The organism is Flavitalea sp. (assembly GCF_035489435.1).
In the GTDB taxonomy this organism is placed as follows: domain Bacteria; phylum Bacteroidota; class Bacteroidia; order Chitinophagales; family Chitinophagaceae; genus DATHKG01.
Genome location: NZ_DATHKG010000034.1, coordinates 37,079 through 52,611, shown reverse-complemented (window position 1 = coordinate 52,611; position 15,533 = coordinate 37,079). Strand labels below are relative to the sequence as shown.

Annotated in this window: 12 protein-coding genes; 7 read left to right on the top strand and 5 right to left on the bottom strand. The window is 40.0% G+C overall.

The window, feature by feature from the left end; all coding sequences use genetic code 11:
* Nucleotides 1-21: 21 nt before the first annotated feature.
* Nucleotides 22-1,290 carry an IS4 family transposase gene (locus VK664_RS06140; protein ID WP_461397745.1) on the bottom strand — a complete coding sequence of 423 codons (1,269 nt, stop codon included), beginning with the start codon at nucleotides 1,288-1,290 and terminating at the stop codon, nucleotides 22-24.
* Between the two features lie 165 nt (nucleotides 1,291-1,455).
* Entirely contained in the window at nucleotides 1,456-2,631 is a 1,176-nt protein-coding gene (locus VK664_RS06135) for an acyltransferase family protein (protein WP_461397744.1), read from the bottom strand.
* A 417-nt stretch (nucleotides 2,632-3,048) separates the two neighbouring features.
* Between VK664_RS06135 and VK664_RS06130 the strand changes: the two genes are divergently transcribed.
* Nucleotides 3,049-4,590: a Fic family protein gene (locus VK664_RS06130; protein WP_461397743.1), complete on the top strand. Its 1,542-nt coding sequence runs from the start codon at nucleotides 3,049-3,051 to the stop codon at nucleotides 4,588-4,590.
* On the opposite strand, the gene VK664_RS06125 is transcribed toward VK664_RS06130, so the two are convergent.
* Nucleotides 4,571-6,010, bottom strand: coding sequence for a hypothetical protein (locus VK664_RS06125; protein WP_461397742.1), 1,440 nt, complete (start codon nucleotides 6,008-6,010; stop codon nucleotides 4,571-4,573). The genes VK664_RS06130 and VK664_RS06125 overlap by 20 nt on opposite strands.
* Nucleotides 6,011-6,190: 180 nt before the next feature.
* Between VK664_RS06125 and VK664_RS06120 the strand changes: the two genes are divergently transcribed.
* A complete protein-coding gene (locus VK664_RS06120; protein ID WP_461397741.1) occupies nucleotides 6,191-7,609 on the top strand; it encodes a glycosyltransferase family 87 protein in 1,419 nt (472 codons plus the stop codon).
* A gap of 22 nt (nucleotides 7,610-7,631) precedes the next feature.
* On the opposite strand, the gene VK664_RS06115 is transcribed toward VK664_RS06120, so the two are convergent.
* Entirely contained in the window at nucleotides 7,632-8,435 is an 804-nt protein-coding gene (locus VK664_RS06115; RefSeq protein ID WP_461397740.1) for an FkbM family methyltransferase, read from the bottom strand.
* 157 nt (nucleotides 8,436-8,592) lie between these two features.
* On the bottom strand, nucleotides 8,593-9,420 hold the full coding sequence (locus VK664_RS06110; RefSeq protein WP_461397739.1) for an alpha-1,2-fucosyltransferase: 828 nt from the start codon (nucleotides 9,418-9,420) through the stop codon (nucleotides 8,593-8,595).
* Nucleotides 9,421-10,261: 841 nt separating this feature from the next.
* Between VK664_RS06110 and VK664_RS06105 the strand changes: the two genes are divergently transcribed.
* From VK664_RS06105 to VK664_RS06085, 5 genes are all read left to right on the top strand, one after another.
* Complete coding sequence (locus VK664_RS06105; RefSeq protein ID WP_461397738.1) at nucleotides 10,262-11,281, top strand: Gfo/Idh/MocA family protein; 1,020 nt, start codon at nucleotides 10,262-10,264, stop codon at nucleotides 11,279-11,281.
* A gap of 31 nt (nucleotides 11,282-11,312) precedes the next feature.
* The gene (locus tag VK664_RS06100; RefSeq protein ID WP_461397737.1) at nucleotides 11,313-11,774 is read left to right on the top strand and encodes an acyltransferase; all 462 of its coding nucleotides are present in this window, start codon (nucleotides 11,313-11,315) and stop codon (nucleotides 11,772-11,774) included.
* Nucleotides 11,775-11,792: 18 nt separating this feature from the next.
* On the top strand, nucleotides 11,793-12,296 hold the full coding sequence (gene nusG / locus VK664_RS06095; protein WP_461397736.1) for a transcription termination/antitermination protein NusG: 504 nt from the start codon (nucleotides 11,793-11,795) through the stop codon (nucleotides 12,294-12,296).
* 73 nt (nucleotides 12,297-12,369) lie between these two features.
* The gene (locus tag VK664_RS06090; protein ID WP_461397735.1) at nucleotides 12,370-13,137 is read left to right on the top strand and encodes a polysaccharide biosynthesis/export family protein; all 768 of its coding nucleotides are present in this window, start codon (nucleotides 12,370-12,372) and stop codon (nucleotides 13,135-13,137) included.
* Between the two features lie 21 nt (nucleotides 13,138-13,158).
* Nucleotides 13,159-15,528, top strand: coding sequence for a GumC family protein (locus tag VK664_RS06085; RefSeq protein ID WP_461397734.1), 2,370 nt, complete (start codon nucleotides 13,159-13,161; stop codon nucleotides 15,526-15,528).
* Nucleotides 15,529-15,533: the final 5 nt, after the last annotated feature.

Genomic DNA, 15,533 nt, shown 5'->3' with positions numbered 1-15,533 from the left:
TCAATGTCGTTTAGTTAAGCCCTAAAGCTGTTTATATTCCATAGATGGTGGTTTCTTCTGTTTATGCTTTCGTTTAAACTTTCGTCCCGGTCTCACTATCTCGCATGTCCTTAATAATACATCATCCATCGCCGCAAGAGCAGCTTTAATTTTGGGTTTTATCCAGAGAGCATTCCAACACTCTTTGCAAAACGCCAGGGCATTTGTCCTGTTAATTTTTCTGTTATGTTTGCGATGTTTTGCGGTTGCTGACTCTTTTCTAACTCGTTGTTCTATTGGATGGGCCAGTATTGCACACATCGTCATCATAAAGACTTTTGCATAAATGTCTTGTTTGATATTTCTTGCTGTTTTACCAGAGAACGCCTCCCATGCGACTCTTTGTTTATATAATTTATAGGCCTCCTCAACATTCCAACGTAAACCATAAAGTTCTTTAAAATCGCTGTACGGGTACTTCTTCTTATCTATCAAAGAGGTGCACAACACTTCTTTTTCACCTGTCTCTAATTCAATCACAACAAGCCTGCAGGTGACAGACGGCTCAGATACCAGGTATTCCTTTTGTAAGTGTCTATCTTTTGGTGGCAGCGTAAACGTAACCACTTTATCGGTCTCTCCATTCATTATCATTTCCTGACTTTCCTTCCATCGGCCAGCTTTCAGTCGAATACAAAATTCTATTCTGCGCTGCTGTAAGGTAAACATCAGTGCCAGACTGGGGTATGCCCGGTCAAGTAACAATAAATCCCCTTCCAAAAACTTTACCCGTGATAAATGCTGCTGCAGCATCTGTTGTTCAGAAGCAGTATACTTATCGATGATAGCATCTACTGTTAATAGGTTCAGTACATCATAAACAATCGAAGTTCTCGCCAGACTGCGTTCCGACTCTCCGTTTGGACCCATCTCATATACACCAAACTCCTCCCGATTTGTCGGATGATTTGGCAGTATTACGACACTGCCATCACCAGCCAACAACCGGTGACCATTCCATTGCAGGTAAGGGGCGTCTTCGTAGAAACTTCTACAACCCTCCTGATTTAAATCCAAAAATGCTTCCGGTATTAGTTTCGCCCGCGCCTGGCTGAGTGCGCCTTTAGTCACCGTTTGAATACTGAAGTCTTTATCCAAAATTTTTGCATAAAACCTGTTCAGTTCCCTTTGAAGTGAGCTCCGCATGCCCTGGCTTATTAAAACAAGTAAATTTTTAAAGGAGAGTTTTCGATCCCGGGTAAATCCTTTCTCGCCGTCTTTGGAACGGCTCTTGTATTGATCTTCATCAATCAGTTGATTTATATTGTTAAGAGATGTTACCCTATAATCCTATCGCTTTTTTCAATGAGCAATAAAATTACTAACTAGAACCCATATATAAACACTTTTCAAAGATCTTTGCTTAACTAAACGACATTGACTCATAATTCATATCTCTCTTAAAGTTTCTCTTGATCAGACCCGGATATATATCTTTTTCCTGTCGAGGAGGTATACGATGGACCAGTAAAAAAGGATCATACAGATCGCATACATTAAAGAGCCGTTTTTAAGATTTTCCGAGACGGGCTTGCATATATGTTCATAGAACCAGGGAAGCGCACTGGTATAAATATTCTTACCGGTTGCAGGATCCACATGGTCCACCCAACGCATTAATCCCAGGATGCGGGGCAGAAAGCCACTCAATATAAATATGAACAAAGGATTTTTTCCGAACACATCAAAGAACCGGCTCCAGGCGCCTTTGGCATTTTTAAATTCTATCAGGTAGATAAAGATCGACAGCACAGTCATTGCCAGGCCGGAAGTATAAATCACGAAAGAACTTGTCCATATTTTTTTGTTCATCGGGAACACCAGGTTCCAGCAAAGCCCGGTGAAGATGAGAATCGATCCGGCAACGAAAAGGTTCGACAACATCTCGTAGGTTTTACCTTTCTGCTGAATGTAATTACCAACGAAATATCCAAAGATCACCTGTACTATGGAAGTTAGTGTGCTAACAAGTCCCTCGGGATCAAAAGGCACCCCTTCACCTTTATAGATATGCGAAGTGCCGAGAACGGCTTTGTCAATAGCTGTTCCAAAGAACCCGTTTAGACTGTATTGATCGCCCGGTGTACCAAGAAACATGCAAAGCATCCAGTATCCAAGCAATATAGCCATGCTTGCAACAAAGGCTCCTCTTAATTTAAAAAAGTAAACAACCAGTGAGGCAAATAAATAACTGAGCGCTATCCTTTGTAGTACGCCCAGGATCCGAATGCCATTGTTTGGATTTTCCGGATCTACCCAGTGTTTGAATACCAGTGATTCACCACTCCAGCGAACAAAGGGTGACCAGTTAAGAAATAAACCTATAGCAAATATGAGTACTGCTCTTGTGATTACTTTTTTTAGAAAGGCGGCTGTTCCTGCCTGCTCCATCCTTGGCATCACAAAAGCCATGGCGTTTCCTACCGCGAATAAGAAAAATGGAAAAACCAGGTCAGTGGGTGTGACCCCATGCCAGCTGGCATGTTCGAGCGGGCTGTAAATATGTCCCCAGCTCCCGGGGTTGTTCACCATTATCATCAGTGCAACGGTGGCACCACGAAATACATCAAGCGAATAAAATCTTTCCTTCATCCAACAGGTTTAATATTAGGTCAGTTCCTTGTAATGGACTTGCCATTAATTATTGAACTTACCATTCATTTTTGAACTTATCATTCATTATTGAGCTTATCATTCATTATTGAACTTACTATTCATTGAGCTTATCATTAATTATTGAACTTACCATTCATTATCTGGCTTGCCATTCTGTATCTGGCTTGCCATTCAGTATTGGGCTTATCTCTTATTTGCGGGCTTTCCCCTCCGAAGTAGAGACAGAGTTGGGAAGCACAATTAAGTATTTTGGCATCTTCCACACCTTTGTCTCAACGAAGGAGGGTAATCATATTTCATAAATATGCCATTTTGTAATTGTTTTTCATGAAAAATAATTGTTTTTCATAAGCTTTTTATTAACTTCGCCCATAATCAAAATTCATAAGAATCGTGCCTGATAATAACTTTTCACAACTTATATCTGTTTTTCATGGAAAAACGGCTCCGGAACAAGGCTACCTGGTGGGATATGGTGCAATCTTAAGATATTACGACTTAAGAATACCATTGCCGGAGATCCTGGCGCTGATCAGCCTGAAACACAAGCAGTACAAAACGGAAGACTGGATGGTATTTACTCCCCGGCATATGCCCGAAGATTCCCTGGCAGAACACCTGACCTTTGCGCTTAAGTATGAAGGAATAGATCTCGGACTCCTAAAAAAGTTATTTGAGAAACTCCAGGGAAACGAAATCACGGAAATGGTTGCCGCTGAACCAACCGGTCAGTACAGCCGGAAAATCTGGTTTTTGTATGAATGGCTGATCGACACAAAGCTTGATCTTCCCGATCTCAGTTCAGGCAACTATGTAGATCTTGTTGATGAAACGATCCAATATGCATCGGGAGCTTCGCAGGAAGTCTCCAAAAGGCACAGGGTGAGGAACAATCTTCCGGGAACCAGGGATTTTTGCCCGATGATAAGAAAGACAGCACTGCTCGATGAGTATATGAAACTGGATCTGCCGCAGCGGATAAAAAATATTATCGGTAAGATACATCCGGATGTAATGGCAAGAACGGCAGCATTTCTATTACTGAAGGATTCAAAAGCGTCCTATGCCATTGAAGGTGAAAGACCACCACAAAACCGCGCACAGCGATGGGGCAGGGCAATTGGCCAGGCGGGGGAGAGAATGATAAATAAAGAAGAACTGGTTCGGTTACAGCAGATCGTTATAGATAATCCCAGGTTTACAAAAATGGGATGGAGGGAGCAGGAGGGATTTATTGGTGAGCACGACAGGAGAACCGGAACGCCTATCCCGGATCATATCTCGGCGAAATGGAAGGACCTGGAAATATTGATCGACGGACTTATAGCGACCGATCAGAAGTTAGAAAAAGATACGGAATATGATGCAGTACTGGCAGCGGCGACGGTCGCGTTCGGATTCGTATTTATTCATCCGTTCGTGGATGGCAATGGACGGATACATCGTTACCTGATTCACCATGTATTGCTAAGAAAAGAATATGTATCGAGGGGAATTATCTTTCCTGTTTCTGCAATTATTCTTCAACGCCTTGATGAATACAGGAAGGTTCTCGAGAATTTTTCAGCGCCAAGACTTGACCTGATAGACTGGAAGCCTGATGAAAATAATAATGTTGAAATACAGAATGAAACCATTGATCTCTACCGGTATTTTGATGCAACAAAACAAGCAGAGTTTTTATACAATTGCGTACGGCAAACTATAGAAGAAACCATCCCGGAAGAAGTGGAGTACCTCGAAAAATATGATCTCATCAAAAACTATCTCGATGATCATTTCGAAATGCCCGATAAGATGGTTGCGCTGCTTGTGCGTTTCCTGGAGCAGGGCAAGGGTAAGTTATCAGAAAGAGCGAGGACAAAAGAATTTGCAGCGCTGACAGATGATGAGGTTAAAAGAATAGAGGAGAAGTTTAAAGAGGTGTTTTATTGATTTGTAATGGGGGGTTAAAGTCCTGGTTTCCTGTGTAAAGAATTGTTTTATTGAAGTACTCGCCAATATGAATATCATTATCAAAACCCGAATAACGAATTGATGCCGGCCTGTTTTGGAGGGAGGGAACGGTGCATGTGTCGCCAATACATGTCTTCAGCAACTGGTACCTGTTTTTCATTTCCATATCATAGCCGGAGGCAGCGCCTGACATTAAATCCTTTGAGGTCCTGGTGAAGTTGTTCTCAAATAGTAGTGAGGCAAGTATAAGACAAAAAACAGCCGGGTATTTATATTTATAATATAGATTAAGTTTTTTGAACAAGGGGAACTGTTGATTCTTTGGCATATAAAATAACGCCAGGTATAACAATCCTGATAAAAAAACAAATATGATCATGTTTGTCAATCTTAATGAGACAACATGACTTGGTGAATAGTAACTGCTCACAAAACCTATCAGGAACATTGAGGTGAGACAGTAAAAGATAACCTGGCCAGCTGAAGGCAGCCTGATTGCAGGAGCCTGGAATTGTTTCGGCCATAAAGATAACACTGACCTGGCTGCAAGAATGGTACAAACCCAGAATACGGGATTAATAAGACTTTTTCCGACATGATAAATTGCCAAACGGATCGAGAACCAAAATGATTTGATAAACTGTCCGCTCCCTGGCTTAACTGTTGACACATACCGGTAATTAAATGATGGTGCCGCCAAAAGATAATACCATAGAGGGAGAGATAAAACAAGGCAGATAAGAGGTATGGTAAATCCTTTCTTTTTCGGAAAGCGAAACATAAGGATTAGCCCGTTAAGAATACTCGTGATAAGGGCCAGCGGCTCATTAAATCCATGCAAAACTATAAACAGCAGAATATAGGCGGCAGCCGGTCCTGCCCCGGTATTCCGATTATATAACCTGAAAATATTTGCTATCCATAACACAAAAATAATTGTCGCTACCTGGTATGCAACTAGTGATGAAAACCAGTAAATACCTTCACCGGGACCAGGCATCACGTTTAAATAAACGGTAGTGAAGCATGCACTCAAAAAATAATTATCCCTTTTGTTGCTCTTCTCCCCAAATATCGTGTGCAATAAAAAAGCAAAGACGAGAATGAAAACAATGATAAATAATATCGGAATTAGTTTATACAGCCAGAAATTCCCGAAGGTCAAAGGACTTAAGCTCGTTATTGTCAACAGCATAAACCGCGCGGAAACGGTGTCATAAAGCATTTTTTGAGCCTGGATAAAACCATCCTTTCTTACCATCGATGTTATCCAGTAGTCGTCGCCGAGGGGATGGTTAAAGACAGAGATGATAATAAATGGTGCAATGAGAATAACAAGAATCAGTATGTCTGCATAGGATTTGTTTCTGTTTCGTGCAATCTTGTGCCTATCTAACATAGATTTTATTATCAACTGAAGTTTTCAAAGGTATATTAAACATAGTGGTAATAGAAAATTTCTGAACCTGCTGCCAGGCGGCAGTTTTCGTATATCTTTATTAAGGTATCATAATTGAAAATCTTTATCTGGAACCCGGCTTATTTAAAAAAAGATATTTTGTCAAAAGCCACCCGAAACATGTTAATACTGCTGACGGCAGTTTTTATATTAATTACAATCGCAAAATCATTTCATTATTCTATTGAATACGGCGGCTCCGATCTCCGGTGCCGGGTGGTGGGGTCAAGACTATTAGCGACCGGACACTCGCCTTATTTTTATAAATGGAAAGCAGGGGATAGTGAGCTTCTTTTGGATCCAAACGCCAACCCGAACCGTATTGTAAACGGAAACGTAGCTACACCGGCTGTTTTGTACTCGATCTATCCTTTGTCAAAGCTGTCTTATCCAACTATTCGTTTTATCTGGACCATCCTCCAGATTTTGGCAGGGTTTGCTGTGGTTTTTTTGGTCATTAAGAGGTCTCCAGGATCGGAAGCCCCAGGATCGGAATCTCTGGGATCGGAATCTCAGGACTTGAAATTTCCAGGATTGAAATCTACTGAACAATTTTTCGCCTTTGTGATTGTAGTTCTTGGGCTGTTTTGCTCTGAAGCTTTTTTATATCATGTGGAGCGCGGACAGGTTTATGTATTTTTTGCATTGTTTTTTGCGCTGAGCTATTATTTGTTTAATGCTTCTTTCCGGCATCATGAATTTGTATCTGGTTTTGTTGGAGGCATTTTTGTTCTGTTCCGGCCGATCGCTGCGGTTATAGGATTAGGGTTTTTAATCAACGGCAAATTTAAATGGCTGTATGGGTTTGCTACCGGCCTGGTAGTCGGATGCTTATTGTTTGTCGCTCCTCGCCCAGCCCTCTGGCAGGAATATTTTTCAGCGATGAAGGCTTATAATAATGAGATGCTGGTTAAAAAGGAAATTCTTGTCAAAAAGGAAATGATTGCCAATAAGGAAATGCTTGTCAAACCGGATACAATCGGAAAGTTCGATAGCGTCATTTCAAGCGCAATAATTAACAGACAAACATCGGCGGCATCATTGCCGGCAGAAATTGAAGGGTCGGTAAATCTTCAGGAAATAAAGACATTTAATATTGATGGTTTGCAGACCGTACAAACATATTTGAGAAAACTGAACATAGAAATTAGTAATCTTCATTCGGTTCTTTTATATGCAATTCTTATTTGTCTTTTGACCCTGACGTACTTCAGGGTAAGCAAAACAGGTTTTTCTTCTACAAAAGTATATCTGTTTGCTTTCCTGGCTTATATTTTGGCTGAACTTTGCATGATTGCACCGCGAAGCGGGTATAATATTATTGAGTGGATGTTTCCTTTAGGTTTAATCTATATTTCAATAAAGAATTCAGCGATTTTGGTGATTGGTTTATTGACAGCAGTTGTTGTGTTGCATGGGTTTCCAATAATTCTGCCTTATCAATCGGCTATAGCTGAAAGTGTAATGATTTGGGCGTTGACTTGTGCGATATTTCGAAGAAGAAATATGACAGGTCTCCATTTATCAAAATCTGACTAAAGTATGGGCATGTTCTATGACGTTAACCCGCAAATATATACCAATCGTCAAATGCGCTGATTTTTTCAAGAGTGCGCTTGTACCCGTTCGCAGTTAATAAATCGAAAATATTGGATCGCATACTTGAAAAATTGTGTTCAACCGTTATCACAGCGAATTTGTACTTCGAAAAATCAAAAGCATTCAAGATTTCGAATTCCGAACCTTCTGTGTCGATAGACAGGTAATCTATCACCCTGGGTGCATTGTTTGTTTCCAACAGATCATTTAACGATATTGTTTTGACACGGTATTCCGTTCTCTCTGACCTTTCCTTCGAGAAGTAATCTGTTTCTGCATAGTCTTTTATCGTAGACAGCTCAGCAATTTCTGTCTCAAAGAAAACAAGCTCTTGTCCGGTGGATGTCCAAACACACCTGTCATCAATTATGCATTTTCTGTTCTGCCTCAACTCATGATGCCATCCTTTCCCTGGTTCTGCCACAATTCCAGTCCATTGGTATTTTTGTTCAAGTAAATATGTGTTGCTCAGGCTGATTCCGTTAGTAGCGCCGAATTCGACAAAAAAGCCATTTTGTTTTTCATTAAGGGTGTAGAGCACAAATAAATCCTGAAATAATTGAGCATGTGATATCGTTAATTTGTCTGAAGCGAATCGCAGGAAATCAAAAGCCGGATCTTCGCTAACATTTTTTGCCAGCATGAAAGAGATTCGATCCAGGGACGAAATTACTTGTTCAAATTTTTTCACATCAACCTCGCTGGATAGGTCGATTCCAACTTGCTTAAAACCTTTTTTAATTATTTTTTGTAAAAGTGATGACATCAATTTTATTTTATGGTTGTGCTTTTAAGTGGTTTACGCTAAAGCTTTTTCAACAGGTACCGTAAGCAAAGAAACAACATGTCACTTCACAACCTTCTGGCTCACTAATCCTTAAAATATACCTGCATTTAAATTGTTGTTTGTTTTTTTATTTAGTTTATAAATCACGTTGCACCTGAAAATCGGATGAGGTGACTTGCTTGTTCATGTCTGTAAGTTTATAGAGAGGTACCTGGCCGTAAAATGATGCCCACATACTGTAAGTACTCGGAGGACCTAGAATAAAATCACATTTTGAGAGGCAGTAAAGATCTAGTATCTGATGATTAGGGCCAAATGTAATTTTTAAATTTTTATTTTGAAAGGTCGAGTGATTTAAAGTATCGTTTGAGCATATTAAAAATCTTATAGACCTGCCGGAAAATAATCTCACCATTTGATCCATCACTTTCTCATATTCTGTGAACTCATAATAATACAGACCATTTAAAAATTCTTTATAGTCTCCCCGACGAATATGTACTCCGATAATCAACTCATCCTGGTCTTGAAACTTTGCTTTGAAGAACTCATTAACTTGTTTTTGGTAAACTGGTTTTGGCCTAAAAAAACTTCTGATTCTATCCTGGTGTTTTAAGACCAATCTATTTGTGCGATATGGCCATCCCGACACAAAATAAAAGAGTGAAGGTTTGAATATTTGAATATTCTCCAAATCAGTGAATTCTTCCGGTTGTATTTTTTTTACGCCAATTATTTTATTATTAATTCCCAGTATGAAAAGTCTCTTGGTTATTCTTCCGCAGAATTCGTAAATAAGTTTTGTAACCGGCAAGGAAGATTTTTTTAAAATAAAGTCTTCCTTATGCTTATAAAATGCTGGGTTATAAATAAACACTTTGTTTTCAATGCCGTATGCCACAAAATTCGCATATACAAACAAAAGATTCGCGAGTTGCCCTGGTTGGTCGGAAATAATAATCATAACAATAAGTGCCTTACAAAATGAAATTTAATGGGCTTTTTAATAATTATTAAGATTTTCGTGAAGAAAAATAAAATTTCCACCCGAAAAAGCTTTCTGAGACAGTCTCAGGGCTGCTTGTGAAGTGAGCACATGGAAAGTCACTTCTCAGAGTTAAAAGTATGATGGCGCCAGCACAGAAGTTGGGGAGGAGGGTTCAATTTCTCAGTTTTATAGCATGTACACAGCATACTTCAAAATAAGAATGGCCTACTTCGCTCAACGAAAAATGATAATATTTCAGGGGTTACTTCCGAATCTAACCATTTTCATGGAAAAGCAATTTATGGTCGGTTTTAATATAAACAATCCTAATCCAGGGAGACACGAAATCACCTTTTTCTGAACTATTTATAAACTACCTAACCATTGACCAGAAACGGCCTGACTTTTGCTTATTGCAGGTTTTTTGGGACTGAGAAGACACTCATATGCATTGATTTACAGATTTGAAGAATTTTAGTGAAGATCGGGGGCGTGCCTTTGACATTAAAATTCACTTATATTTGCACCCTGTAAAATCCAAGGTAACAGAATATGGGATGAAGCAGTAATTAGAATAGATACACATATCCTGTTAATACTATTTAGAATCACATATGTTTAATGTTAACCAGTATAACTGGGTTATTTTTAAGGCATTATAAAGAGGGTTTAAGAAGATTTCTTGGCAAGGGAAACTACTTATACCCTTTCATTTTATCAGGCTGGCATGGTGCCGGTTTTTTAATTGGATGGAATACAATCAGTTACAACATTTTTATGTGACTGGCATGGCGAAGCTATGAGTTCCAGGCAAAATATGACAAAGAACAAAATTCGTTTTGGAATAATCGGTTGTGGACGGATTTCTCAGACACATGCCCGGTATATGCATGAGTGGGGAGAGTTGGTTGCAGTTTGCGACATCATCAAAGATAGAGCTACCACCCTTGGAGAAGTTTATTCGACCAGGGTTTTTGATAATCACCATGAAATGCTGGCATCAGTGCCTGATTTGGATCTCATTTCAGTCTGTACTCCTAATGGTCTACATGCATCTCACTCTATTGATGCTCTTAAATGTGGCTTTCACGTTTTATGTGAAAAGCCGATGGCGTTAACTACCGAAGATTGCCAGGCAATGATCGACGTTTCACATGCCTTTGATCGCAAATTGTTTATTGTCAAGCAAAATCGATACAATCCACCAGTGGTTGCCTTGAAATCACTCATAGATCAAGGTCGCCTTGGCAAAATATATAGCCTACAGCTTAATTGTTTTTGGAATCGCAATGCAGCTTATTATAAAGACACCTGGAAGGGGTCCATCAATCTCGATGGCGGCACTTTATTTACGCAGTTTAGCCACTTTATTGATCTCCTCTACTGGTTGATAGGCGATATTAAACAGGCACAGGGAATGACCGGAAATTTTGGTCATCAAGGATTGATTGACTTTGAGGATACAGGGGTGATTGTGTTGCAATTTGAACAGGGGGCTATTGCGACTATTAATTATACAGTGAATGCCTATAAGAAAAATATGGAAGGTTCACTTACTATATTTGGTGAAAAGGGCACCGTGAAAATCGGGGGGCAATATCTTAATGAATTGGAATACCAGGAAATTGAAGGTTTCGAAATTACTAACCTACCACCGGGAAACGGTGCCAATAATTATCAGACATATCAAGGCTCTATGAGCAATCATGATAAAGTTTTCGAAAATATAATTAGTGTTTTAAACGAACAGTGTGAGATGACCACCACGCCCAATGAGGGGCTTAAAACCGTTGAGATCATAAGACGGATATACAGTTCAGTAACAAACGTAAAATAGATAGAACACTCGGGCAGAAATTTATTTGATAATGGAGCCGGAAATAAAACAAGCAGGAATCATTAACGTAAAATTTGGGACAGGCGTGAAAGTGGTAGAGCCTGTGAATCTGTATAACTGCAGTATCGGCGATTTTTCATTCGTCGGTCCATTTACCGAAATACAAACCGGGGTACAAATAGGTAAAAATTGCCGGATCCAATCCCATAGTATGATCTGTGAAGGGGTTATTATTGGTAATAATTGCTTTGTCGGACATGGGGTGATGTTTGTAAACGATACGTTTTCGGGCGGTTCACCTGCTAATGGTAATCGCTCAAAATGGAGGGATTCACGCATTGGCAACAACGTATCTATAGGATCTAATGCCACCATTCTTCCTGTTTCAATCTGCGATAACGTAGTAATTGGGGCTGGCGCAGTCGTAACTAAAAACATTGACATTTCCGGGAAGTATGTTGGAAATCCCGCGGAATTGATGCCTAAGTACTAAGCTGTTCACATTACCGTTATGACAGAAAAGAAAAAATGGTTTGCTATCTATACTCGCCATCGTTGGGAAAAGAAAGTGCATCGTTTACTACAGGAGAAAGGGATCGAAACCTATTGTCCATTGAATAAAATTGAACGTAAATGGAGTGACCGGCTAAAGACAGTTGAGGAACCCTTGTTCAAATCTTATGTTTTCGTCAAAGTTACAGAAGATGAAAAAACGGCTGTTCGCATGACCAACGGAGTTGTAAACTTTGTATATTGGTTGGGAAAGCCGGCTGTCTTAAAGGACAGAGAAATAGACACCATCAAAAAGTTTTTAAATGAGCACGATAATGTGGAGGTTGAACGTTTTGAAATTCTACCCAACAAAAAAGTTCAGATAAACAGCGGTGTTTTTATGGACAAAGAAGCAACTGTCATCAGCGTGTCTAAGAATATGGTCCGTGTAATGATTGAAAGCCTTGGTTTCGCGCTTATTGCCAAGATCGACCGAATCCGAATTTCCGCTATTAAAAAATAAATGATTTTTTCATACTGTTATTATTCGTTTATCTGATATGTCTTGCAAAAACGTTTGGAAATTATTAAGCTTAATGTTCTGGATCACAATGATCTCTGCAGTTGTTTCCTGCGGCACGGAAAAAAGGCTAAGACAGGAACAAAAATATTTGAATGTTGGACGGTTGGATACGGCGGCAAACCTGCAGGTAAAGTATTTGGAATCAAGCATCGAGAAAGGTGACATGCTTGCTATCACAGTGTATAGTGATAATCCTGAAGCTACGGCTATATATAACCAGGCACAAGAGTCAGCTGGCTCCGGAACCAGCGCTCCAGGTTACCTGGTCGACCAGGAAGGCAATATCAGATTCCAGGGTTTGGGTGTAATCCACGTTGAAGGGCTGACAAAGCTTCAGCTAATGCGACTGATGGACGAAAAATTAAAAGAATTTTTAGTACAACCCTACACTGACATTAGGTTTCTGAACTTCAGGGTCAACGTGATCGGCGAAGTTGCAAAGCCAGGTCCAATTACCACCCCTGAAGGAAGGTTAAGCATTTTGGAAGTGATAGGTCTTGCAGGCGATTTAACAGTGTATGGGAGGCGTGATAATGTTCTAATAATCAGAGAGAAAGAAGGAAAGCGAGAGTTCGGACGAATAAATCTGAGAGATGCAAATATTTTTCAGTCGCCGTACTTTTATCTTGAACAAAACGATGTCATTTTGGTAGAAGCGAATAAAAGAAAGCCAAGTGGGAACGAACTTGGTTTTACCCGAAATCTAACCATTGCAGCCACTATTGCAGGTCTGGTTTCTACACTAGTGGTCTTGTACACCCTTATCATCCAGAATAACTAAGTAAACCCAGACTTAAAGAAAATGATGAGTTCCACTGAGAACCAAAATATCAAAATAACGACCAAGGATTTTATCTTCAGGTATATCAGGTATCTTCCGTTGTTTGCACTTTCAATTACGATTGCGCTAATAATCGCTTTTCTATATTTACGATATACTGTACCTGTCTACAATGCCAGAGCAACATTTTTGATAAAGATATCGGCACAGTCAGGTACGAACTCAGAACTGGATAACATGTTTTTTAACAGCGCGAGGAGTAATGTCTCTAATGAGATCGAATTACTTAGATCTTTAAACCTTGCGAAAAGAGTTGCGGCATCATTAAACCTCCAGAACAGAAGCTATATCCAGGGTAATGTAAAGACTAGTTTAAATTATCCTTACAGCCCCATTCAGCTAGACGTGATAAAACTTAAAGATTCCCTTACTCCAATCGGAATCAATATATATGTTCATGATCCCAGTGAATTCAGTATGGACAATGCGGAAGGTAAAAGATATCATTTCGGAGAGCCTTTCGAAACCGGATCGGGCACCTTCAGAATTCTCAATAATGATTCATCGGCCTTAAATCTTCCATATAGAGAACAAATTCTAACCTGGGAGCCATTGGAAAATGCTGCTTTTTTTGTGTTAGGCGGATTGAATATCTCCCCGGTACGGGATGGATCGAATATTCTGGCCTTGACATACATGTCGCCTTATCCACTTCTCGGAAAAGCGATTTTGAATCAATTGATGGTTGAATATCAAAAGCTGAATGTAGAAGATAAAAGGCAAATGGCCTCTCAGACCATTTCTTTTATCAATGAGCGGCTCAAAATTATTACTAAAGAGCTCGGTGATGTCGAAAAAGATCTTCAGAAATATAAACAGGACAAGGGAATAGCTAATCTCCAGTCGCAGTCTGAGTTGTATATAGGTGGACAGATAGATATTGAAAATAATATCAGGGAACAGGAGGTACGGAAAAACATACTTAAATATTTGCAGGAATATATTGCAAACGATAGTAATCAAAATACTGTTGTACCCACTACACTGGGGATTAGTGAACCGACCTTATTGCAGCAAGTCGGTCAGTATAACGAATTGCAGCTAAGGCGTGAGGCTAGTTTGCGAACAACAACTGCCAGTAACCCGGCAATTAAAACTATTGATGTACAGGCACAAAAATTGCGTTCCAATCTCCTCGAAACCATCAGAAACCTTCTTTCAATCTCGGACCTGGAAATCTCTAATCTTAGACAGCGTAATCAACAATATAATGCCAGCATCGCCTCCGTCCCTATCCGGGAAAAGGAGCTGCTTGAAATTTCAAGGCAACAAGGAATCAAGCAGACGCTATACCTTTTTTTGTTCCAGACCAGGGAAGAAATGTTGATTTCCCAGGCAGCTACGGTTTCAAATTCCCAGGTAGTTGACGAGGCTATCGCAAGTGGGATGGCGGTAACTCCAAAGCCATTAAATGCCAAAGTATTAGCGATGTTTTTCGGCTTGCTAATCCCAGTCGGATTTATCTATGTGAAAGAGTTATTAAATGATAAGATAGGATCAAGGGCAGATATCAATAAAGTTACCAGTGCACCTATTTTTGGAGAAGTGGGACACGCTGTTACAAAAAGCACGTTGCTCGTTCAAAAAAATCGACGAGATGTGGTCACAGAACAGTTCCGGATGATCAGGTCTAACATGAGATACCTGATCAACAATGTCGAACGTCCTGTTATTCTCGTGACTTCTACTTTTAGTGGTGAGGGTAAGTCTTTTATCAGTGTAAACGCCGCCGCCGTTATGGCACTGGCAGGCAGAAAAACCGTAGTACTTGAATTCGATATTCGTAAACCCAAAATAATGAAGGGACTCGGGCTACCAAAATCCCAGGGTATTACCACATTTCTTGTGGGCAATATACCCGTTGAGTCACTTGCTGTGCCGGTGCCGGACGTCGAAAATCTATTTGTTATTCCTTGCGGTCCGGTACCTCCAAACCCCTCTGAAATATTGCTGAATCCTAAACTGGCAGATCTGTTTACATATGTCAGGGCAAATTTCGAAGTAGTGATAGTAGATACTCCGCCCATCGGTCTTGTCAGTGATGCATTCACTTTGAGTCAGCATGTTGATGCCAGCCTGTACATTGTAAGGATGGGGTATACGCTTAAGAAACAGATTCATTTCATCGAAGAATTGTATGTTAAGCAAAAACTGCCCAATATGGGTCTGCTGGTAAATGATATTAAAGCTACCTCGCATTATTATAGTTATGGCAATTACGGCGGTTATGGCTACGGTTATGGCGGAAAAAGCGGATACTTCGATGTTAACAATAGTCATTCTTCGTGGCTACGTCGATTGCTTCGACGGTTAAAAATTAAGCGTGATTAACACTA